Source organism: Paenibacillus guangzhouensis (assembly GCF_009363075.1).
Lineage (GTDB): Bacteria > Bacillota > Bacilli > Paenibacillales > Paenibacillaceae > Paenibacillus_K > Paenibacillus_K guangzhouensis.
Window position 1 is genome coordinate 473,792 of record NZ_CP045293.1, and the last position, 23,046, is coordinate 496,837.

The 23,046-nt window shown below is 47.7% G+C and carries 20 protein-coding genes; 14 read left to right on the top strand and 6 right to left on the bottom strand.

What is annotated here, in order from left to right; genetic code table 11:
- The first annotated feature begins 51 nt into the window (after nt 1–51).
- Complete coding sequence (locus GCU39_RS02120) at nt 52–1,077, top strand: phosphotransferase (protein WP_152391993.1); 1,026 nt, start codon at nt 52–54, stop codon at nt 1,075–1,077.
- A 110-nt stretch (nt 1,078–1,187) separates the two neighbouring features.
- Nucleotides 1,188–1,907, top strand: coding sequence for a type 1 glutamine amidotransferase (locus GCU39_RS02125; protein WP_152391994.1), 720 nt, complete (start codon nt 1,188–1,190; stop codon nt 1,905–1,907).
- Between the two features lie 58 nt (nt 1,908–1,965).
- Here GCU39_RS02125 and GCU39_RS02130 read toward each other — a convergent pair whose 3' ends face one another.
- Together GCU39_RS02130 and GCU39_RS02135 are read right to left on the bottom strand one after the other, a co-directional pair.
- Nucleotides 1,966–2,664, bottom strand: a complete 699-nt coding sequence (locus tag GCU39_RS02130; RefSeq protein ID WP_152391995.1) for a DUF4386 domain-containing protein — start codon at nt 2,662–2,664, stop codon at nt 1,966–1,968.
- Between the two features lie 190 nt (nt 2,665–2,854).
- The gene (locus GCU39_RS02135) at nt 2,855–3,739 is read right to left on the bottom strand and encodes a helix-turn-helix transcriptional regulator (protein ID WP_152391996.1); all 885 of its coding nucleotides are present in this window, start codon (nt 3,737–3,739) and stop codon (nt 2,855–2,857) included.
- Between the two features lie 215 nt (nt 3,740–3,954).
- Here GCU39_RS02135 and GCU39_RS02140 point away from each other — a divergent pair, with 215 nt between their 5' ends.
- On the top strand, nt 3,955–5,424 hold the full coding sequence (locus GCU39_RS02140) for an erythromycin esterase family protein (RefSeq protein ID WP_227793415.1): 1,470 nt from the start codon (nt 3,955–3,957) through the stop codon (nt 5,422–5,424).
- 89 nt (nt 5,425–5,513) lie between these two features.
- Here the strand turns inward: GCU39_RS02140 and GCU39_RS02145 are convergent, their stop codons facing one another.
- From GCU39_RS02145 to GCU39_RS02155, 3 genes are read right to left on the bottom strand one after another with little or no spacing between them, the layout of a single operon-like run.
- On the bottom strand, nt 5,514–6,653 hold the full coding sequence (locus GCU39_RS02145) for a glycoside hydrolase family 18 protein (RefSeq protein WP_152391997.1): 1,140 nt from the start codon (nt 6,651–6,653) through the stop codon (nt 5,514–5,516).
- 6 nt (nt 6,654–6,659) lie between these two features.
- Nucleotides 6,660–7,760 carry an acyltransferase gene (locus tag GCU39_RS02150; protein ID WP_152391998.1) on the bottom strand — a complete coding sequence of 367 codons (1,101 nt, stop codon included), beginning with the start codon at nt 7,758–7,760 and terminating at the stop codon, nt 6,660–6,662.
- A gap of 18 nt (nt 7,761–7,778) precedes the next feature.
- Nucleotides 7,779–9,128, bottom strand: a complete 1,350-nt coding sequence (locus tag GCU39_RS02155) for a glycosyltransferase family 2 protein (protein ID WP_152391999.1) — start codon at nt 9,126–9,128, stop codon at nt 7,779–7,781.
- A gap of 394 nt (nt 9,129–9,522) precedes the next feature.
- Here GCU39_RS02155 and GCU39_RS02160 point away from each other — a divergent pair, with 394 nt between their 5' ends.
- The 11 genes from GCU39_RS02160 (at nt 9,523) to GCU39_RS02210 (ending at nt 21,622) form a co-directional block, all read left to right on the top strand.
- Nucleotides 9,523–10,311: a VOC family protein gene (locus tag GCU39_RS02160; protein ID WP_193726730.1), complete on the top strand. Its 789-nt coding sequence runs from the start codon at nt 9,523–9,525 to the stop codon at nt 10,309–10,311.
- Between the two features lie 20 nt (nt 10,312–10,331).
- A complete protein-coding gene (locus GCU39_RS02165; RefSeq protein WP_152392001.1) occupies nt 10,332–11,105 on the top strand; it encodes a class I SAM-dependent methyltransferase in 774 nt (257 codons plus the stop codon).
- A gap of 174 nt (nt 11,106–11,279) precedes the next feature.
- The gene (locus GCU39_RS02170) at nt 11,280–12,434 is read left to right on the top strand and encodes a type III polyketide synthase (protein WP_152392002.1); all 1,155 of its coding nucleotides are present in this window, start codon (nt 11,280–11,282) and stop codon (nt 12,432–12,434) included.
- A complete protein-coding gene (locus tag GCU39_RS02175; RefSeq protein WP_152392003.1) occupies nt 12,424–13,155 on the top strand; it encodes a methyltransferase domain-containing protein in 732 nt (243 codons plus the stop codon). The genes GCU39_RS02170 and GCU39_RS02175 overlap by 11 nt, the downstream gene beginning before the upstream one ends.
- Nucleotides 13,086–14,312, top strand: coding sequence for an NAD(P)/FAD-dependent oxidoreductase (locus tag GCU39_RS02180; protein ID WP_227793416.1), 1,227 nt, complete (start codon nt 13,086–13,088; stop codon nt 14,310–14,312). The genes GCU39_RS02175 and GCU39_RS02180 overlap by 70 nt, the downstream gene beginning before the upstream one ends.
- Nucleotides 14,313–14,803: 491 nt before the next feature.
- On the top strand, nt 14,804–16,570 hold the full coding sequence (locus GCU39_RS02185; protein WP_152392004.1) for a glycoside hydrolase family 35 protein: 1,767 nt from the start codon (nt 14,804–14,806) through the stop codon (nt 16,568–16,570).
- Between the two features lie 42 nt (nt 16,571–16,612).
- The gene (locus GCU39_RS02190) at nt 16,613–17,512 is read left to right on the top strand and encodes an aldo/keto reductase (RefSeq protein ID WP_227793417.1); all 900 of its coding nucleotides are present in this window, start codon (nt 16,613–16,615) and stop codon (nt 17,510–17,512) included.
- Nucleotides 17,513–17,550: 38 nt separating this feature from the next.
- Entirely contained in the window at nt 17,551–19,485 is a 1,935-nt protein-coding gene (locus GCU39_RS02195; RefSeq protein ID WP_152392005.1) for a DUF8034 domain-containing protein, read from the top strand.
- Between the two features lie 87 nt (nt 19,486–19,572).
- Nucleotides 19,573–20,346 carry an SDR family NAD(P)-dependent oxidoreductase gene (locus GCU39_RS02200; RefSeq protein ID WP_152392006.1) on the top strand — a complete coding sequence of 258 codons (774 nt, stop codon included), beginning with the start codon at nt 19,573–19,575 and terminating at the stop codon, nt 20,344–20,346.
- Nucleotides 20,347–20,374: 28 nt separating this feature from the next.
- The gene (locus GCU39_RS02205; protein ID WP_152392007.1) at nt 20,375–21,292 is read left to right on the top strand and encodes a fumarylacetoacetate hydrolase family protein; all 918 of its coding nucleotides are present in this window, start codon (nt 20,375–20,377) and stop codon (nt 21,290–21,292) included.
- A 12-nt stretch (nt 21,293–21,304) separates the two neighbouring features.
- Nucleotides 21,305–21,622, top strand: coding sequence for an L-rhamnose mutarotase (locus GCU39_RS02210; RefSeq protein WP_152392008.1), 318 nt, complete (start codon nt 21,305–21,307; stop codon nt 21,620–21,622).
- Nucleotides 21,623–21,820: 198 nt separating this feature from the next.
- Here the strand turns inward: GCU39_RS02210 and GCU39_RS02215 are convergent, their stop codons facing one another.
- Nucleotides 21,821–23,035 (bottom strand): Gfo/Idh/MocA family protein, encoded by a 1,215-nt coding sequence (locus tag GCU39_RS02215; RefSeq protein WP_152392009.1) that lies wholly within the window; start codon nt 23,033–23,035, stop codon nt 21,821–21,823.
- Nucleotides 23,036–23,046: the final 11 nt, after the last annotated feature.

Here is a 23,046-nt window from a genome sequence, read left to right on the forward strand (position 1 = left end):
CTCGATGTTGTATATAATAATTATCAAGTTGTTGTCGAAGTTATCCTGTAAATGGAAGGAAGATTGCGTTTGGTTTTTAAGTCACATGAAGAAAAGCTAATCAATGAATGTTTTGAAAGATTAGGGATCAAGGAGAAATCGGTTCCTATACTCAAAATGGTACACGGAGGAAGCGGTGCCATGGTTGCAGAACTTTTTCTCCAGGATAGAAAAATGATTTTGAAATATACTTCGTCGGACGCTGGAGTAGAATTGTATAGAAATGCCCAGCGGGAGAGAAGGTTTTACAAGTACGGGGCATCACAGATCAATATTCAATCTCCAACTGTTGTTGCAGAATTCGAGGACTCATCTTTTGGGATTGGTCTGCTAATGCGCTCATATCAACAAACACCGCATCCAAGTGAGTGGGGACATCATTTAATAATCCAATCATTGACTCAAATATCTAAATTGCATGCTATGTTTTGGGGAAAAGATCAAGAAATTTATCGAATCACAGGGGAAGCAACATTTCAACCAAAGTTTGAATATCAACAAGATGAAGTGGCGAAGTCAATTGAAGCATGGGGGCATGTTTACTCTATAAAAAATCTAGACGAATTCGCAATTACATGTAAGGATAACATCATGCAACTGATGAGAAATTTGGAGCTGCTCGAAAGCTTCCAGGCGGGGCACCCTAGTACATTAATACATGGCGACTTTCATATGGAAAACTGTTTATTGGATGAGAAAAAAGAGGTTATGATCGTCGATTGGCAGTCACCTAAAGCAGGGGCTGGGGCTGAGGATGTTGGAAACTTCTTAGCGAGAGCGGAATTATACGGCAATCCCCTTTCAGCTAACGAATACATTACTTTATATAAACAATTATTGAAGAATCAATTACATGTTTCTGTTCCTTTAGATGAAATCGACCAGATTTGTCATGCGAAGAGATTGCTTCTACATTTGTTCTGGTCACCTAGATATGTCTTGTATTATCCAGATCATGTATTTATCCGAGTTTTAGAGGCGATCCAAGAGTCGTCTCTGGCGTTAGGAATCCATATGGGGAGTGGAAGCTCTAAATAGAGAACATGTTCGGTCCCGGACCAATGGATTGTTCAAAAAACTATTTTTGGATCGTTCCTTACAGTCAAATCATTGATAGACTTAGAAAAAGTTGAAAAGGAGCTCCTTATATGCACATCCATTTTGTTATTCATGAAGTTTTCGAAGGACCCGGGGCTTTTCTTACATGGGCTGAAGCCAAAGGACATCGCGTTAGTTATTCAAGGGTCTATCAAGGTGAGCAGCTTCCTCGTTCGATTGAGGAAATTGATTTATTAATTGTCATGGGTGGGCCGCAATCCCCAAGCACAACCATTGAAATGTGTCCACACTTTAATGCAGCTTTGGAAATGGCCCTAATTCAGGAGTGTGTGGAATCCGATAAGGCTGTATTAGGCGTTTGTTTGGGCGCTCAACTCATCGGGGAGGCGCTGGGGGCGAGATGTGAGCATAATCTTGAAAAAGAGATAGGTTGTTTTCCGATCACATTGACAGAGGAAGGAAATAAAATAGAGTTCTTTTCTCATTTTGGTGATACCTGTGTCGTAGGACATTGGCATAACGATATGCCGGGGTTAACAGCACGAAGCCAAGTGGTTGCCTACAGCGAAGGTTGTCCAAGGCAAATCGTAAGATACCAAGAATTTGTGTATGGGTTTCAATGTCACATGGAGTTCACTTCTGAGCTGATCGAGCTGTTGATTGCACATTCGGAAGAAGAGTTGGCCGGAGACCAGGACAAACGTTTTGTTCAGCGACCAGAAGAATTACGGAACAACGATTACACCGCAATGAATAATCTTTTGTTTTCCTTTTTGGATAAATTTGTTGATAGTTACTTGAAGAAATAGCTTAGAACATGGGGTAGAGCAGAATAGATTAAAAGCCGCGTCGTTGCGGCTTTTTTTGCTATAACGATTGCTTTTGCAGGGTAACCTGGTTAAATCCCTTCACGATTAGCCATACCGCCAAAACCAATTGTTGCAAGGCGATCGGAATGTTCAACACCATGTAAGTGGTATCTAGACCAATGACGCGAATCATAAATAATAAGCTTGCCACTATGGACATTGCAGATCCAATAAGTCCCAAAGCGGACAACCAACGTGGAACTAGTCTAGTTTGGTAAAATAGGCAGTTAAACAATAACATAGCGAGTACGAAGGTCAGTGTCGTTGCCACATGGTTCACCAAATCGCGTCCTTCCCGCAACAATCCACCCAGGGTCTGAAAATACGATTCATTCAGAGATCCGGCTTTTGCAAATTCATGACTTAATGTCAATAGTAACAGAAGTATGATGACACCCATAATAATGAACACGCCCGCCATGATGCCGAAAGCAACAGATCCAAGAGCTGCACCTTTATGATGCTTACTTAATGTCGAATACATCGAAATAGGAATACCAACATAGGCAGCGACCATCAACAACTGGAAAAATGCGCCTAGCATCACCTGATTTTCATTCGTAGCAGCCTTAACGAGATAGTCTGCTCCATCTATCACAGGGACAACACTAAATATCCCTGTAACCAACCCAACTAGTAATAACACCCCAGTCATTACTGCAGACCTTCTACTTGAATTTGTACGCTTCCTCAACATTATGAACCTCCTTAGATTACCTATCTTTGGCGGATGTTTGCGGGACGTGCGAATGATATGATCACAGTAGTAGTGATGATGACCTTGTCTCTTTTATGACCGGTATCGGCATGGTGTGCGTTGGAACATATTGTAAACTTTACTTCTTGTCCTGTGCAAGCTAGACCAAGCCCACGAACATATTTCTCTGCTACTCCTCAAATGATAAATTCATAGGCTCGTCTAGAAGTTCACACATAAAATCAATATTCGTCGTAGGCACCTTGGTATCCACTTCCTCGAATTGAAGCCCATCAATCCAGACCTGCCCGCTTCCGGACAGCAGCACCCCAAAAGCAATCACGGCACTGTTCTCCGGCACATCCAGCACGATGCTGTAATGGTTCCACCCCGTATCTCCAATAATGGGGCGGTCGCTCATGTTATCGAATTGCAGAATATCATGTAGCGCATCGTCGATTCGCATCCAGAACCCGCAAAATCCGCTCACGGCCTTTGTTTTGATAAACCCTGAGAGTTTTAATCGTTTGCCCATATATTTGTCCGCTTTGAATTGCTGCATCATCGTTGCAAATTCGCCTTCCGTCTGGACCACGGTAACCGACTTTAAATATCCGGACGCCTTCCCTTGATGGAAAGTTTCCCGGTCAATTCCCATCTGATAATTGAAGGGGTGAGTCCCGCTTAACTGCCACCCTTTTAATAATTGTTCATTTTTCATTTTCATTACCTCCCTTTGCATTGTTAATTTGCCCATGATTTTGCGATACTGCCCTGGCGGTAGTTGATAGTATTTCTTAAACGAACGGGTGAAGGATTCTTGGCTTTCAAAGTGATAATAGATGGCAATATCTATAATCTTCTCATCCGTGTACAGTAACATGTTGGACGAATCTGCAATTCTCCGAAATCGGATATATTCCGATACGGTCACGCCAACCTCTTGCTGAAAAACCCGATGGTAATGAAACTTTGAAAACCCTGCAAACTTAGCCATGCGCTCTAGCGACAGTTCTTCGTGCAAATGTGTTTCGATAAAGGCAATAGACTCTTGGATGATCGGACTGTAGCTCAATGGATAACCCCCTTAGGAATAAAATAACAGAAGGGAACCGCTGCTTATTTGATATATATTGCTTTTTTTCCTGCTTTGATAAAACACACGGTAATCAACATCATCAATAATATTGGGTTCGCATGAAGATAGCAATAATGATCAAAAAGGTAGGGTGCAATTTATGTATTCTTGAAAAAGAACGTAAATTACTTTTTGGTGAGGAGTTAGATTCAATGAGATGGAACACAAATACCTTTGGTTTGCGTCGCTTTTTGTGCATGCCGCTTACGTTGATCATGCTTAGTGCCTCGATGACATCTGCTGTTATTCCGATAAAGACTGCATATGGGGAAGCAGCGGAGGGAACTTCGTCCCAGCCCAAGAATGGTGCATTAGGACAAGGACCGGAAGCCAAAACAGCAAGATCGTATCAGACCGCTGTATCGGATTGGAAGCGTTGGGTCGCAGATCATGCTTATGCCTTACATACGATCCAACCGGAATCATGGTCTGCGAACGGAGGATCCATTGCGCAGGACAAATTTAGCGATCTCGACATGCTGATCCCCTTGCTCGCTGACAAGCGAATTGTATATTTAGGAGAAAATTCACATGGCGTGGCCGAATTTAACCTCGTCAAAACGCGCCTCATTCAATATTTGCACCAAACGCTAGGATATAACATGGTTGCCTTTGAGAGTGGTTTGGGTGATGCTGCCCTTGCACAAGGACAGATAAAGAAAATGGCGACCCAGGAGACGATGAGGCGTTCCATATTTGGGGTATGGTGGACGGAAGAGACAAAGCCGCTGTTCGAGTACATGAAGGAGACGCATAAGAGCGAATCGCCTTTGCGACTGGCGGGCTTCGATATTCAGGTGCAATCCCCGCTATTTCAAGATGCGAAATGGATTCCAAGCAAAGGGCTGAAGGATAGAGCGCTGCAAGCGGAGCAAGATGTTCGTAAGTGGAGAATGAGCAAGGATCTCAGCGGATTCCGCAAGGTCAAGCCAGAGCTGATTAAGGTGTATGAGGAGCTATTACAGGTCGTGACGAAGAATGAAAATGCATTGAAGATGGACTATCCCGATGAGCCGCATATCGTTAAATTGATGAAGCGAGCGCTAGAGGATCGCATCAGGGTTATTCAAGAGTATAATGAGCTCTGCATCCAATCCAATATATTAACAGAACAAGGGGACTACAGTGGCACTCAGCCCATGATGGAATGGCGCGATCGTGCTTTGGCAAGCAATCTGGCATGGCTGGCGACAAAAGTTTATCCGGAAGAGAGAATCATCGTGTGGGGACATAATGGACATATCAGTAAAGCACAGTCTCTGATTTCTAATATGCCGAAGAGTATGGGAGAACTTATGCCGGAAGAACTGAAGCGGGAGAGTTACGTGATGGGGCTATTTACGGGACAAGGCCAATTCGCTGAGAATACGAGAGAACCGGTTCAACTCGATCCGATGATCCCGGGATCTATGGAAGATATTTTGACGGCAGCCGGACAGCCATATACTTTCATGGATTTACGCTATCGGGAAAATGAACGGGGAAATTCGTGGATGTTCGAACGGATGATAGCCTCTTATCAGGTGATGATGCCGATGCCACTGGAGTTAAGACGGCATTTCGACGGCGTTTTGCTGATCAAACAAGTGAAGATGCCGACCTATTTGCCGCATAAAAAGTGATCAAACAAATCGGCTTATCCGAAGTGGAGCATGCGTTGAACGGAACGAGGAGCAGCTTGCCTGTGGCAGCCGCTCCTCGTTTTTTCTGACTACTCTTCTGGATTGAGATGGGCGGACAAATATTTCACGATGCCATCTTCCGCATCCTGACTATATTCCCATACCATAGCACCGCCAAGATCCTTCTCCTTGATGTATTTGACTTTTGCCTCCAAGGCTTCCGGGTCTTCATAACTAATATACATGTCACCATTGTACAAATAAGCCGCTTTGGCTTGCTCGTCATAGTAACGCTTAAAACCATTTTGATTCAAATACTTCTTCACGATCGTCTTATAACTCAAATCTACCTTCTCGATATCTACAGGCTGGCCCGAAGTAAAGGCCCCGTTGGCATTTCCTTTGACACCCTTCCAACCATAGGAATAGGCAGGGATACCAAGCAGTAATTTGCTGCTGTCAATCTGATGTGCAAGATACTGGTTGATGACGCTGTCTATACTTATCTTTGACCTCTTGTGTTGGTCGGAATACAGGTTTGAATTGTACCCCGTTGTATTGGACCATCTGCCCGTCATATCATAGGTCATTACATTAATGTAATCCACATATTTTTCTACTTCTTTTACCTCTACCTTTTTGAAATACCAATCTTGAGTGCCTGAGGCAAATGTCAATAAATACGATTTGTTTTTGTGCGGGAGACGATTCAATTTTTCTCTTAATTCTCTCATGAGGCTAGTAAAGTTCTGGGTATCTATCGCTCGCGCTTTTTGCGTCCCCCATGCGTCGAAGGCAGGGTATTCCCAATCAATATCAACCCCGTCCAAGTCCAGCTCCTTCACCATCTGGATGATATTTTCTGTGAATTGATACCGATTGCCATCCATTGTCGCGTCAGAGAATCCATCCACGCCATATCCGCCGACGGCCAGCACCATTTTGGTTCCTTTGTTGTTTTCCTTTAGTGTCTTAATGTTCTCAAGGATTTGTTGATTGGTGCCGGCATCTTTGTGGAAATACAAGTTGGTCCCGTCAATTTTCGCAAAGGCGATGAAGGCGATATCCACCTTTTTTTTCGTTAGATCGATGTCTTTCGGGTCACGCCAAGCTTCAATGTATACTGAGGTGATTTTACGCTCTTCCGCATGTACGATCTGAAAATAATAAATTCCCATCCCAATGAGTAGAAGGGCGATAAATGCTTTGGAGTAAATACTAATTTTCATGGCCCATTACCCTCTTCCGCCAAATAATACATGCGTAACCCAGCGATTTAAGTTCAATACCTTTACCGCGATATAACTTATAGCGAAAATCGTAACGATGTTGAAGAGCAGATTAAGGAGCGACTCAAATAGCGTTGCATCAAAATCGATGCGTTGCGAGATCGAGAGTCCTACAAGCAGATGGATCAAGTATATGCTAAAGCTTGCTTTGGAGATGGAGCTAATGATTTTCTTAATTTTATAGTTGGTTTTTTCGTGGAGTGACGTTTCTTGTTCCTTGAAATAAATAAACATCGCCATGGCCATGAAGAAGGTCGTGATGGAATAGTTGCCGTAGAACATCTCGTCCAATATCCCGCTATGTATCGAAGCGAAGTACGTCAAGATCGGTGTAAGGAAGAACGAGATAACGCCTAGATTAAATAATATATTTTTCCATTGGCTAGGCAGTTCATAATTGTATACATAATACCCAAGGATAAAGTACCCGAGAAAGCCCATAAACATCGGGATATTCATAATGGAAATATCGATATAGTGATTGGTCCAGCGGAAGATGACATCGGAGATAAAACGGTAGATGACACTAACGATAAACCACAGGAGGAGATAATACCGAATATCCTTCTCGGTGCAGCTCTTAACCAACTTCGTGATCAGGGGAACTGTCGAATAGATGGCGATGATGGCATAGAGGAACCATAAATGCACATAATTGCGATCAACCAGCAGTCTATAACCGAAATCGAGCAAAAAATCACCCACGCCCATATTGCTTTTTAAGATGTAATACTGGTTGTACCAGCCATAAATCAAGGACCAGCTCAGCAGCGGGATGAGCAAGGGCAAGACCCTTTTTATATAAAAATCCTTGTAAGACTTGATCTCTATACGCAGCATCATCGCGCCGCTAATCATGAAGAATACGGGAACTGCGAAGCGGGATATGGAATTGAATATGTTGCTGACCCACCAGGAGGTTGTGTTAAAATCATTCGTCCGTGTGAGCAGGTCTGCTGTAATATGAAGTATGATGACGGCAAGGATGGATAAAATGCGTAGCAAATCAATATATACGATCCGATTATTCTTAAAAACACTGTTCATAATGGCCTCCTGAGCAGATTATTGAGAACGAGCTGTCATATTCCGACTGATGGCAGCGACGCCTTTACGTTCAACGAATCCCCAGCCTTCATCGTTGTCAAAATATTTCAACGTACCGACAATATTGATATACAACAGCAGGTTGCGGTATGTTAAGAGTTCGAGCTGACTGAACAAGAACATTTTCACGTAATCTTTCAATGAATAATGGCTATGGAATTTGTTGCATAGGTATAGAGCGATGACGATCTGAACGGCATTAATACCCAAGGTTACAGCAAGCAGGGTGAATGCCCTAAGTAAGTTATCTCCGATAAACAGGGCGTGAACGACATAAAAAATTGTTGTAAACGCGGTAAGGGTTCCTAAGATAAAACCGTCGATTGCAAAAAATAAACTGACGCCGATACTGAATTTCTGCGATAATTTGGACCAATAGATCAAGATGCAATCTACAAAAGCCTTCTGCCAGCGAATACGCTGCTTGTAAAAATTCCGGATATTTTCGGGGCATTCCGTATAGCATACCGCTTCCGGGGCATAGACCAGCTTTTTTTTCAATTGGTTCGCCTTGATGTATTGATGGATTTTGAGCGTGATGTCGATATCTTCTCCGACCGTACTCCGGAACCCGTTCACTTGAACGAGAATGTCCTTGTAAAATGCGCCAAAGGCACCGGATATCACCACGATCGAATTGAAGAAGGACTGCGTCAGCTTACGGACATAAAAGCTATGGATATAGCTAATGATCTGACTTTTAACTAATCCTTTGCCTTTGAATTTCTCAATAATGATGCCATCCTGCTTCTCTGCGCCTTGAACAATCTTCACGGTACCTCCCAGCGCGATCACCTCAGGATCGTGAAAGTATTGATTCACGTACTTCATTGAATGCATCTCAAGCATGCTATCGGCATCGAGCGTCACGACAATTTCTCCCCGTGCGCAATCTATGCCCGCATTCAGCGAATCGGCTTTGCCGCCGTTCAGCTTATCAATGACATAGATATGGGGGTAATTCTGTGACCGATATATTCCCTTAATCGCGTTGTATGTCAGTTGGTTATCTGCTGTTCGTTGATCAAGATGCAAGTCTAATAACGAATCCAGTCTGGCGAAGGTGCTGTCCTTCGAACCGTCGTTGATGATCAGAATTTCGAGGTTTTCGTAAAGGAGGCCTTGCATGGCATCAATACAATTCCCAATCGTTAGCTCTTCGTTGTACGCAGGGACGAGAACTGAGATGGATTTCTCGGTCAAATCTGCTTTAAGCTCTTGTACTTTGCTGAATAATAGGGGGATGACCGTATACAAAAGCTGAAACCCAAGGAAAACCATGGTGGAGACAAATAAAAAATAGTACAAGCTGCTCACTCCTTTACATTATCTTCATTTATACCTACTTTTCTTATTGCTATAGTCCATCGATGTTACATACCAAATTACCCTAATCTGTATATTTATGTAAAACATAACTAAAAAGGAAGTAACCGTATACAATGCCACTTATCTGACGAATCCTCTCATTTCATGTCATATTCTCGCTTTCAGAAAAACTTCCAAAATATTGATTGTTTTTCAGATTTTATTCAAAGGTTTGTAACAAAATAATCGTTCAATCATTCATAGCTTCTAGTTAACTGGAAGTCTTTATTATTTAATAATTTTTAATATAATGGGAACAAATTCCTCTGGTATAATGATCATCAAGAAGACATGGATAACAGGTGAAAAGAATGAGCTAAAAGGAGAGAAAAGCATGGAACTCGTCAAAAGCCCAATTGATAATGTTGTGGAAAGCGCATTTGTTCATGTATCCGATCTTCGCCGTTCTGCCGAGTGGTATAGCATGGTGATGGGACTACCCTTATTGGAAGAACGATTAAACGGAGGTAATGTGTATTGGTTCATGCTTCATGGGGGAACCGGAATCATCTTGGATGACAACAGAAGCAACGAGCCGGATTCGCCGCATGTAAGATTCATGTACAAGACCTCCGACATCGAGGAATCGTACCGTTTCTTGGATAATCAAGGTGTACAACCGATATATCCGATAGAGCGGCCGCATTCAGGATTAGCCTTTTTAAGGTTTAACGATCCGGACGGCAACTCGATCATGGTTACGCAATCTGATTATGTCTCTGAGGTCATCGAACGATTGGATGACACGCCTAGTCCCATCTTGAACGAAATCGGTGGAATTTTTTTAAATATAACAAACATGAATCGAGCGATTCGATTTCATAGTACAGTGCTCGGGCTTCCTTACCAAGAAGGCGAATCGGGGCATGAGGATTCTATTTATAACTTGAAGACGAAGAGCGGGGCCGGCGTGCTGCTGGATAACAACCGATTTAAGCAAGGAGATGACTACGAAACCCTCTTTATGCTGCTTACGCATGATGCTGATGCCGCCAAAGCCTATTTGGAATTGAATGGCGTATCGGTCTTTACCGACATCGAAAGGTATGGTGAGGCGTTGGCGTTCTTCACGGTCAAAGATCCAGATGGCAATATCATTATGATTTGCTCCAAAGAGTCGTAAAAAATAATGGGGTGTATGTGTTGAAGGAATCTGTTATAGCGTTTTACGATGACCTTGCCGATGATTACCATCTCATTTTTCATGATTGGAATAGGGCGATTTCAAATCAAGGAGAAGTATTAAGCAGATTAATCCGTTCAAAACTAGCGGATCCGCACAAGGAAGTGACACTTTTGGATTGTTCCTGCGGCATAGGTACACAGGCAATCGGATTAGCAAACAACGGATTTCGGGTAACGGCTACGGATATTAGTCCAGCTGCAGTAGATCGTGCCAAAAAAGAGGCCGAAGCTTTCGGTGTAGCAATCCATTTTGGCGTTGCTGATTTTCGCTCATTGGAAAAGGATATTTCAGGAGAATTTGACGTCGTACTTTCAGCGGATAATGCTATCCCACACCTTTTGACGGATGAGGATCTATATTTAGCTGCTCGCAATTTGTATTCAAAAATGAACAACGAAGGTGTCCTTCTCCTCACGATGAGGAATTACGATGAACTGGTAAAAGATAAACAGAGCGGCACCGTTCCGAGCGTTTTCAATGAGGGTAGGCGAATTGTTTTTCAAGTATGGGATTGGGCGGAAGATTTCGTTACCTATACAACAAATCATTTTATGATGCAGGAGATAAATGGGGAATGGATCACAAAGCATGTCAAAACTAAATATAGAGCGTTAATGCGGGACGAATTAAGCCAGGTGTTAAGCGCGGTTGGATTCGTTGATATCGAGTGGCATATGCCGCCAGAATCAGGTTATTATCAGCCGATCGTGACTGCCAGAAAAAAACGCTGATGTTCAGCTATACACTCCCAATGCTTTAGCTCTATAAACCCAGTCCATAACGGGCTGGGTTTTGTCATGTTCGAAAGATGGGTAAGCTGATGAGAACGGCCCTAGGAATAAACTGGGAAATTACGCAAAGTTGTTGTAGAAGCCGTTAACGTGACATTGAGGAGGTATCTATCTATGGCAGCTTCTACGCCAAATATCGCGATCACAGGGATTGGCACAGCATTGCCCCCTTATCGTATGGATCAAGCAGATACGGCAAGGCGGATCGTCGATGCGCTGAGCCATAACCCCGATTCGGCCCGCTGGGCTAGAAGAATATTCAAACAATGCGGCGTCGAGACGCGCTACACCTGCGAACCGGATCTGCTGAACGAAGCTTCGGCATGCCGTTATCTGCCGAGAGAGGATCGCACGGATGTGCCTTCCACGGCAGAACGGATGGCGGTCTATAAGAACGCATCCGTACCCCTCGCCATATCTGCTGCAAGACAGGCGCTAACGGATGCGAAGATGGAGGCCGATCGGATCACACATCTAATCACTGTGAGCTGCACCGGACAATTCCTCCCGGGCATGGATGCGGCGCTGGTTCGCGAGCTCGGGCTTGCTCCTTCGGTGATGCGAATCCCCCTTACCTTCATCGGATGCGCTGCTGGGATGAAGGCGATTCTCCTATCCAAGCAACTCGTAACCGGGTACTCGAAGGCGAACGTCTTAGTCGTATGCGTGGAATTGTGCACGCTTCATATACAGCCTTCTGGGGATCGGGACGCGCTGTTCGGCGCTTCCTTCTTCGGCGATGGCGCGTCAGCTTGCGTCGTGGGTGTGGCAGGACCGCAGCATCAGCACGTCTATCAGCTTGGAGATGACCGCACGGTTCTATTGCCGGGGGGCGCCGAAGAGATGATCTGGGAGGTCGGGAATCACGGGTTCGACCTGTACCTCTCGCCGAATATCCCGAGATTGATCGGGGAGTATGTGCCTGCGGAGGTAGAGCGCCTGATCGGCGACGCGAAAACGGAATTGTGGGCCATCCATCCGGGAGGGAAAGGGATTATTGAAGTGCTCCAGGCAAGGTACGGTCTGTCGGACGCGCAAGTCTCGCCAAGTCTTAGCGTCCTGCGGGACGTCGGCAATGTCTCTTCTGCGACGATATTGTTCGTCTTGCAGAAGATGAGGGAACAGCTGTCCGATCAAGGAACAGCGCGTGCCTCCGGTCTAGCTCTCGCCTTCGGTCCCGGTCTGACGGCGGAGATGATTCAGATTACGTATGCTGCGTCTCCAGTTCCGACCGAACATCATGTGAAGGATGCGCAATATGTTTCTTAAGCTTCGGCGAAGAGCTTCGGCAGCGGAGCTCATGGACGATTTCTCTACCGGCGGAGAGGAGCTGCATGAAGCGCTGCGTGAGCTTCGCCTGCTGAACCAGCTGTTCGCCGCCGCCGCCCCGACGCTCTACGGTGTGAAGCGGCTGTGGCGGGCGGCGGGCAAGCCGAACCGGCTCAGGATCACGGATGTCGGAGCGGGTTCGGGCGACGTGAACCGGCACGTGCTGCAATGGGCATCGCTGCAAGGCGTCGATCTGACGATTACGCTCGTCGACATCACGGAAGAGGCATGCGCCGAAGCGCGCCATTACTTTCGAGATGAGCCGCGTGTTCAGGTGATGCGAGGCGATTTGTTCACGCTGCCGGAAGGGAGCGCGGACATCGTCACAGGAACGCAGCTGCTGCATCATTTCGCGGAGGAAGAGCTGCCGCATGTGATCGCCAGCATGCTGCGCGGAGCGCGGCTCGGCGTGGTCGTGAACGATATCCATCGGCACTGGGTAGCCTACTCGGCCGTATGGCTTGCGACAAGGTTGATATCTTCCAATCGGTATATTCGGAACGACGGACCGCTGTCCGTTGCCAAAGGCTTCCGTTCGCAGGATTGGATGCGTCTCAAACAGGCAACGGGGATGATACAGATGAAGTATTCATGGAGACCATTATTCCGATACGCAGTCGTGATCGGCAAGCCGAATCTGATACTGCAGGGATGGAGCTGAAGCGGATGGAACGTATTGTGGATGCCGCCGTGCTTGGCGGAGGGATCGCGGGAAGCTGCATGGCTAAGGCGCTCTCGGATCGAGGATGGGAGACGGTGTTGATCGATCGTAAGACCTTTCCACGCCATAAAGTATGCGGGGAATTCTTGTCACCAGAATCGCGAAGTACGCTGCAGGCCTTCGGCTTAAACGACACGGTGGCGTCACTTCGGCCGCAGCGCATCGCGCGCGCTCGATTGATCTTCGAGCACGGCGGCGAGATCGAGCTGCCGATCCCTGGCGAGGCCTGGGGGCTCAGCCGGTATGCGATGGACGAAGCGCTTCATCTTGCCGCACAGCGGGCTGGTGCTCATCTGCATATGGCGACAACGGTAACACAAGTTGAGCTAAGTGGGACAGGGAAAGGCTACAGGGTCCGCATGAGGCAAGGATCCGAGGTAAGTCAAATCCATGCCCGCGCCGTCATCACGGCTTGGGGAGCGAATGGACGAGTTGCCCTCGGTGCGGAGCGTCCGAAGACATCGACGAATGATGCATACATCGGGGTGAAATCCCATTATACCGGGCTAACAATGGAGCCGGTCATAGAAATGTATTTTTTTCGCGGCGGCTATTTAGGACTATGTCCGATTGAGGATGGCAAAGTGAATGCAGCAGCGCTGCTTGATCGGAACGAGTTCGCTAAGGCAGGCAAGTCGGTGCTGTCCATTCTGGAGGCAGCCGCAGAGCGTAACCGGAAGCTGGAACAGCGCCTTGCCGCCGCCGTGCCCATCGCAGGAACGCAAGCGGCTATTGCGCCGGTGCATCTCCAGCGTAAGCCCGCTTCATGGGACATGCTCCCTCGCATCGGCGATGCCGCTGCCATGATCGCGCCGCTCTGCGGCGACGGGATGTCCATGGCGCTGCGATCCGCTGCGTTGTGCGCACCGCTCGCGGACGACTACCTGCGAGGGAATCTGTCCCTTTCGGATTGGGAGCGACAATTTACGGGATCGATCCACCGCGAGTTCGCAGGTCCCTTACGATGGGGGGGCTTCATGCAATGGCTCATTCGTAAGCCGGCCATTGCGCAGCTGCTGCCCGGCGCAGCAAGAATTGCACCCGTGTTAGCGAACGGGATAGTTCGCGCGACACGGCTTAAGCCCTACGAGTCATAAGAATTCTTTTCTATTCATTTAGCAACGATCAGGCGCCGATAATTCGGCGTCTGTTTGCGTTCTCGAGAAAGCTAAGGCGGGTTGGTATGATCCCCCTTGAGTAGACACGCCCAAAAACCTTCTGGTTATGATGCAGGTTGGAGTGATACTTGAAGGGGGTATTTTATTGTCGCTTGGCAATTGTCGGATCGTGTGTCCGTTCTATGCTAAGCAAAGTTACATTTTTTAGAGATATGATTAATTTTTGAAGAGTGCATTTTCCGAAAGATCAGTTGTTTTTTTATATTTTGTTGTTTCAGACGAATACATTTCGGCTTATGATGAGTGCGCAATACGAAATTCATATCCGGAAGTAACAGGTTAAATGACTAATTTTACAGCCACTTTGATTGGAGCGGGACAGAGAGGGACTGATGCTTGCTCATCCGAGTCTCTAGAGCAGGTATTTCATCTGGCCGAGTATACGAAAGAAATGAAAGGGATGGTAACGCATGCTTACAATGGATGGCCGGCAATTTTTATTTAACGGGAAGCCTATTCGAATCTTATCTGGAGCTTTGCATTATTATCGAATCGTGCCGGCATATTGGCAAGATCGACTTCTTAAATTAAAGGCTTGCGGGTTTAATACGGTGGAAACGTATGTGCCATGGAATTTGCATGAGCCGGAGGAAGGTCAATTTAACTTTGAAGGGATTGCAGATCTCGAACGATTTATTAAGATAGCGGGAGAACTTGGTCTTCATGTCATTGTACGACCGAGTCCGTACATTTGCGCAGAGTGGGAGTTCGGCGGGCTGCCGGCGTGGCTGCTGAAGGAAGACAGCATGCGGCTTCGCTGTTCTTATCAGCCTTTCTTGAACAAAATTGACGCTTATTATGACGTGCTACTGCCTAAGTTGGTTCCGCTTCTTAACACGAATGGTGGACCGATTATGGCAATGCAAATCGAAAATGAATATGGAAGTTATGGCAACGACAAGAACTATTTGAAGTATTTGAAGCAGGCGATGGTGGAGCGGGGAATTGATGTTCTACTGTTCACCTCTGATGGATACACGGACAGCAATTTGCAAGGCGGCACGCTCCTGCCGGAGGTTTTGGCTACCATCAACTTCGGATCTCGGCCGGATGAGGCGTTCGGTAAGCTGACGGAGTATCAACCGGACAAGCCGATCGTCTGTATGGAATTTTGGAACGGATGGTTTGACCATTGGGGCAAACCGCACCACGTTCGGGACAGCAAAGATGTTGCTGAGGTGCTGGACAATATGCTCGCCATGGGCGCATCGGTTAATTTTTATATGTTCCATGGGGGAACGAATTTTGGATTCTATAACGGCGCGAACGATTTAGGTAAATATGAACCGACAGTAACCAGCTACGATTATGACGTACTGTTGAATGAATCCGGTGATTTAACGGACAAATATTGGGCGGTTCAGAGCGTGCTCTCGAAATATACGGAAGTTGAAGATATCGTATTGCCGTCCCCGCGGCCGAAGAAACATTACGGCGAAGTTTCATTAACCGAGCATGCGTGCTTATTCGACTCGCTCGCTTCATTGTCGACGCCGATTCACAGCGTATGCCCTGAGCCGATGGAACGGCTTGGTCAGAATTATGGGTTTATTCTGTATACAACTTCGATCCCGGGGCCAATATCCCAGGCCAAACTAGCGATACAACAGGTACGGGATCGCGCACTTGTATTCCTTGACGGTGTGTATCAAGGCGTTATCGAACGCAATACGCATGATATTAGACCGGACGTAACGGACAACGATATTGTACTGGACATTCCGCAAGAGGGAGCGACCTTAAGTATTTTGATCGAAAATCAAGGCCGGATCAATTATGGCTACGGGATGAAAGATCCGAAAGGAATTACCGAAGGCGTCCGTCTGGGGACGCAGTTCCTCTATCATTGGACGATCCATACGCTTCCGCTCGATGACTTAGGTGCTCTGAAATATACGGATGTACAATCGCAGGAACGTTGTACTCCGACGTTTTATCGAGGAACGTTTCAAATTGATGAAGCAAGCGATACGTTTCTGAAGCTTTCCGGCTGGAAGAAAGGCGTCGCATATATCAATGGGTTTAATCTTGGACGCTACTGGGAAATCGGTCCCCAGCAAACGTTGTACGTACCGGCTCCGCTGCTTCGCGAAGGGGAAAATGAGCTGGTATTATTCGAACTGCATGGGACGGAGAATAGGGTCGCAACGCTTCAGGATCATGCCGAGTTGGGTTAAGTCTTGGCTGCAAGGATATGAATTGGATCGAAGGAGGAGCTAATGATGGAATATACGATTTTTGGCAAAACAGGGATGAGGGTATCCAAGCTTGGCTTAGGTGGGGCGCCGCTTGCAGGAGATTTCGGCAAGACGGATGCAGGCGAGGTGCAGCGAATGATTCACGAGGCGCTCGATGCCGGGATCAACTTCATCGACACGGCTCCGAAGTATGGGCTCGGAGAATCGGAGCGCCGAATCGGCAAGGCGCTTGTTGGACGCAGAGATCAGGTTGTGCTGACGACCAAAGCGATCCGGTCGGACTTGGTCTACGATTACAACAGTACGATTCAGTCGGTAGAAGACAGCTTACAACGGTTGCAGACGGACTGGATCGATCTTCTGCAAATTCACGACGTAGAGACGCAGCCTTATGATCTTGTCGTCAACGAGACCTTACCTGCGCTGGAGAAGCTTCGGCAGGATGGGAAGATCCGTTATATTGGCGTGAGTACGCGGGTTTTGCCATTGATGATGAGATATATGAAGACCGAACGCTTTGATGCGATTCAATTCTATGCACGCTATATGCTGGCTGATCATACGGCCAAAGATGAAATCTTGCCGCTTGCGAAGGAGATGGGGCTTGGCGTCATCAATGGCAGCGTGCTCGGCATGGGGATTCTGGCAGATTCTCCTGCTCCATTTCTGGAGCAGGAGATACTGGACAGAGCCAAAGAACGTCTGGAGAAGTTAAGCTTCCTTCGCAAAACGGAGCCGAAAGGATTAATTGAACCGGGCATGCGTTTCAGCTTAAGTCAACCGGATATCCATGTGACGCTGACGGGAGCGGATACCACCGCCGTCTTACGTACGAACCTGTCCTTCTGTGACGGACAAGGGCTAGATCCGGAAGATCAGCGCAAGGTGTATCAACTGTTTCGAGGGCAAGCGTTATTTTAGTTACAACGGATAAGTAACGCAATGGGAGGGAGAGTCACATGACTTCAACGCTAACGAATAGGAGCATCACGAGGATTGAAGCTACAGAGCGGATCGTTCCGCCGACATGGGCACTGCAGGAGCAGCTGCTTTTTGAAACGTTGAACAAGGCGGCCAAAGAGTTCGTCGAGCGGTACACGCATCCCGACGGGACGCTCATTTGGTTCGAGCATTGGCCAGGGATGGATGGATCAGATGATCCTTATGAAGGTTTTATGAATTTGGCGCTCTTGTACGTGCTCGGCGGAAGCAGCGAACTGCATGAAGCGTCTCGCAAAATATGGGAAGGCATTACTTGGCAGTGGACGGAATACGGGCAAATTCACCGCGAGTTCGATGCGTATTACGATTGGATGCATCATGGGGAAGGCTATTTGTATTTGTATTTTCTAGGGTTAGCGGGACCGTCGACGCTTAAGGACCGGCAGCGCGCCTTGAAATTTGCGTCGATGTATACGGGCGACGATCCGGAAGCGCCGAACTACGATCAGGAGCGCAAGCTTATCCGATCGCCATTGACAGGCAGCCGAGGTCCTAGGTTTGAGGTGTCTGCGGAAGATTGGAGCACACACCGGGGTATTCTGGACGATTATTTGGCACCTTACGAAGATATTCCTGGCGTCGATTTTACAAGCGGCAAATGCCCTTGGTCGAATGATGAGGTCTATCAGCAGCTCCTAGCCATGATGAATCAGCGGATGAATCGCGGCGATGTGCCGCTGAACTTGAATGCGACGGGATTGATCACGCATGCGTTTCTTCATAGCGGAGAGGAGCAACTGCGGAGTTGGGTCGTCGAATACGTGAATGCTTGGCAGGAGCGTGCTCGTGCCAACGGCGGCATCATCCCTGACAATGTCGGACTTTCCGGCCAAATCGGGGAGTACAACGACGGCAAATGGTGGGGCGGCTACTATGGCTGGCGGTGGCCTCACGGCTTCATGACGATTATCGAGCCGCTGACGAATGCCTGCATGAATAAGGTATTGCTTACTGGCGATATGAATGGGCTGCAGCTAGCAAGGGAGCAGCTCGACCGGAACTGGGAGTTGGGTCAAGAGAAGGACGGCAAATGGCTCGTGCCATTCAAGCATTTCGATAGCGGCTGGACAGATTATCGGGAGTCACTGCCGAAATATCCGATCTATCTATGGTCAATGTCGATGGCGGACGAGGATATGGAACGCGTTGAGCGCATCCCGAAAGACCATGACTGGAATGAGGTCATCGTGCCGAAATACTCCGGCAGAGACCCGAGAACCGGACGGGAGACGAAGCATTACATCGGCAATACGCAGCCTTGGTATCAATATATCCGCGGACTCAATCCGGATTATCCGCAGCGGATTCTAAGCGCCAATTACGAAATGATCGGCAACCAGCTGGCTAAGATGCGTTCACCGGAGGGCGATCCGTATCAATGGACCGAGCATTACAGCGAGGGGATTTATTCCGCTATCCATATCTGGCAGGAAATGTGTCCGCTGTATTTCGAGGGCCTTGTGCAGCTGACGCTGGGCGGACCGATGCACATATCGCATGGCGGTCTGCAGCATGGCCGCGTTCGTTATTTTGACGCTGCGGCGAAGCGGCCGGGGCTGCCGCCGGGCGTATCTGCGCTGGTGGAGAAGCTGACACCGGATTCTGCAACGGTTCATTTGGTGAACACGAGTCTGTTCGATGATCAAGAGGTTATCATACAGGCCGGGGTATTTGGCGAGCATCGATTCCTAGGCGGAGAAATCATCCGTGCTTCGGGCGATGTAACCGGATCGATTGCGGTTCAGGGGAAATGGCTGCACGTATCGCTACCTGCTGGAACCGGCATCATCTTGAGACTAGCGATGGAACGGTTCGTCCATTCTCCATCATACGATATGCCTTGGCCGAGTGTAGAAAAGCCGACCACGATTCGAGGGCGGACCGAATCATGATCATTGATGCACACCAGCAGGCAGGCAGCTTCACGGATATGCACGGAATGGTTGGCGCTGCCTTATAAGAGAAACAGGAGTGAGGATATGCGATTACAAGAAAAAGTAACACTGATCACAGGTGCAGGCTCAGGCATAGGAAGAAGCACGGCATTGCTGTTCGCACAAGAAGGAGCAGCCGTTATTGTCAATGACGTGGATGAGGTTAAAGGTCAGGAAACGGTGAGCGAAATTATAGAAAAAGGCGGCGAGGCGCTGTTCATTAAGGCCGATGTTACGGATCCAGAAGCGGTCAAAGCGATGGTAGGAACAGCGATTGCCGAATTTGGCCGTATCGACGTGCTATTCAACAATGCGGGGATCAGCGGCGTCGGCGCGCTGCACGAAATCGAGCCGGATACATGGGACCGGATCATGAGCATTAATGTCAAAGGCGTATTCCTGCCTTCGAAATATGTGCTGCCCTATATGATGGAGCGCAAGAAGGGCTCGATTATCAACATGTCGTCGTGTGTTGCTGAAATGGGCCTTGCCCGTAGAGCTTCTTATGGTGCAACGAAAGGTGCGGTGCTTGCCTTAACCAAATCGATGCAGGTTGATTATGCAGCCTATAACATCCGGTTGAACGCTCTCTTGCCGGGGACCATTTATACGCCTTTCATGGAGAACTATTTGAAGACGTCGTATGATGACCCGACAGCTGCGATCGAATCTTTGAAACAGCGCCAGCTCAGCGGAGAGCTTGGTAAGCCGGAGGATGTTGCCAGCGCGGCCCTTTTTCTCGCTTCGGATGAATCCAAATTCATGATGGGCTCCCCGCTGTACATCGACGGCGGCGTCGTATTTGGCAAGAACGCTTAAACATAGATAGATGGGAGTGTAGGAACGAATGAAACTGTTGACCTATCAAGATAGCGGCAAATTAAAGCTAGCGATCAAAACGGAACAAGGCATTCTGGATGTTGCTGGAGCACTGGAGAGCAGAACATCCATGCCCGAAGGCATGCTGCCAGTATCCATACATGAAATCATCGAAGGTGGAATGGAAGCTGTTGCCGCACTGCAGCGCTTTGCAGACCAAGTGTTGGCGGACGGTACCGAGGGCAAAGCTTATTTGCTAGATGAATCCACGATCCAATTCGCATCTTGCGTAACGCATCCGAGTAAGATCATTTGCGTAGGACTCAACTACCGCAAACATGCGGAAGAGACGAACGCGCCGATCCCGGAATACCCGATTCTTTTTAATAAATTTGCAAATACACTAACGGGACATGGATGCGAGGTTTCCCTGCCGGAGAAGGTATCGTCACAGGTCGACTATGAGGCAGAGCTTGTGATTGTCATCGGCAAAAAAGCCAAATACGTCGACAAGGAACATGCGCTTGATCACGTGTTCGGTTATTGCAACGTGAATGATCTGTCTGCGCGTGACCTACAAATGCGTACGCATCAATGGCTGCTCGGCAAATCTTGTGACGGCTTTAGCCCGTTAGGACCTTATCTAGTTACGGCGGACGAAGTCGGCGATCCGAACAATCTGGACATTCGATGTCTCGTGAACGGCGAGGTTCGGCAGCATTCGAATACGTCGGATATGATTTTCCAGTGCGATGAAATCGTCAGTTATATTTCTCAGCATATGACGCTGCTGCCGGGCGATATCATCCTGACAGGAACGCCGGCCGGTGTCGTGTTTGGTTATCCGAAGGAGAAGCAGATATATCTGAAGCCGGGAGATGTCGTGACGATCGAGATCGAGAAGCTGGGCGCTCTGACAAACCGCATGGAGAGCGAACGATTGTAGAGGAGTGGGGATATGGAAGCAAACAGGGTAACGGAAATTAAAGTAGCTCACCTTCACCCGGATCAAGTTCAGCGTTACGAACAGCTTCACCGCGATATTCCTGCCGGGAACGAACGGCATATGCGGGAAGCAGGTATTGTATCGTTGCGGATATTTCGCGAGGGACTGACCTTGTTTATGATTGTCGAGTCGGATCCATCCTTGGCGCTTCCGGATCGGGTCATCGATCATGCGCTGGAAGAGGAGTGGCACCTTCTGACAGGTAAATGCTTTTCGAAGGTATGGCGGGATGCAAGCGAGATTTATCAATTGCATGAAGCAACATCATAGATCGAACAGAACAGGCTGCCGTTAGGATAGTCTGTTTTGTTTTGTGTACACAGATGATTGCCATGCTTACCGCGTTTATAAAATCTTACGCAAGCTAAAAAAAGCAGGGACTCAGAATTTAAGAGTTCCTGCTTTTCAAGTGATGCGCCGACTGGGGACCAGCGGATGTACTGCACTTTCTCTCCATCATCATTGGATTTATAAAGTGACAGGATAAAATTGATCACTTTCGGAAAATGCTTTGGCCTGCAGACATACTAGAGCACTGCGGATACCGTCTTTCAGCGGGGCTACAGATTCGGTCGTTTTGCCTTGCATCAGGTGTACAAAGTTACGCATGAGTACGATATCTCCGCCGCCATGACGCGAACCTTGATCATCAAGTCGTACGATTGTTACTTTGTCACTCATATGGTCAAATACTTTGATTTCATTGGTGTAGAAATCGAATTCCACAGTGCCTTTGTAGCCGTATAGCCTTGCCCCGCGGCGCCCAGCCTTTTTGCGGGCAAAGAAGTTCTGTGAATACGTGACGTGCATGCCGCTCGCATAGTTCACAATCATGCTGCCGGAGTCTTCGTTGCCGGTGTCTACCGCAAAACCGCAATAATCGCTGCGCGGCGTGTCATTGCGCAGATGAATGATATTGTACGTGCTGTCCATGCAGGTTTCCCATTTGTCGCATTCGCTGCAGCGCAGGCCGGCTGGCATATCCCCTTTGTAAATCTGTTTGGACTTCATCGCGCACACGTTCACCGGTTCTTCGCCTAACAGATAGTTGATGACGTCGATATCATGCGTTGCTTTTTGCAGAAAAAGCCCATTCGAAGCGGATTCATCGCGGTACCAGTCATGGAAATAGACAAAGCCATAGGTTACATCGTTGAACGCCTGTACATGCTCCACCTTGCCAATCGTGCCGGCATCCAGAATACGCTTGACTTCCTGCACTAGCGGCGTGACGCGCAGTGGGAAAGATACAACCGTGGGAGCTGTTGCTACCGCTTCACACTCGGCTAGTGTTCTCAGATCTTCCATCGTCGTCGCTACCGGTTTTTCCAAAAACAACGGCAGATTACGATTCAGTACCTTTTGAGCGAAAAAAGTATGCGTATTGCAGTTCGTACCCACGATCACGCCGTCCAGCTTCTCATTATCCAGCATGTCGTCTGCATCCGTATAAAAGGTAATCGTATCGGGATTCATCTCGCAGCTGCGCAGAAGTCCGTCGATTTTATCGATTCCCATTTGGTGCATTTCTTCTTTGGAACCGTCTTTTCTCATCAAAGCCCGCACGCGCTCATGGTCGGGATCTGCTACTGCTTTGATCTGTACTTCATATGGCAGCGCGAACAAGTCATCCATGAGCATATCGATCCGCACGCCATATCCAATAACACCAATATTCAACATAAGGAGAACCT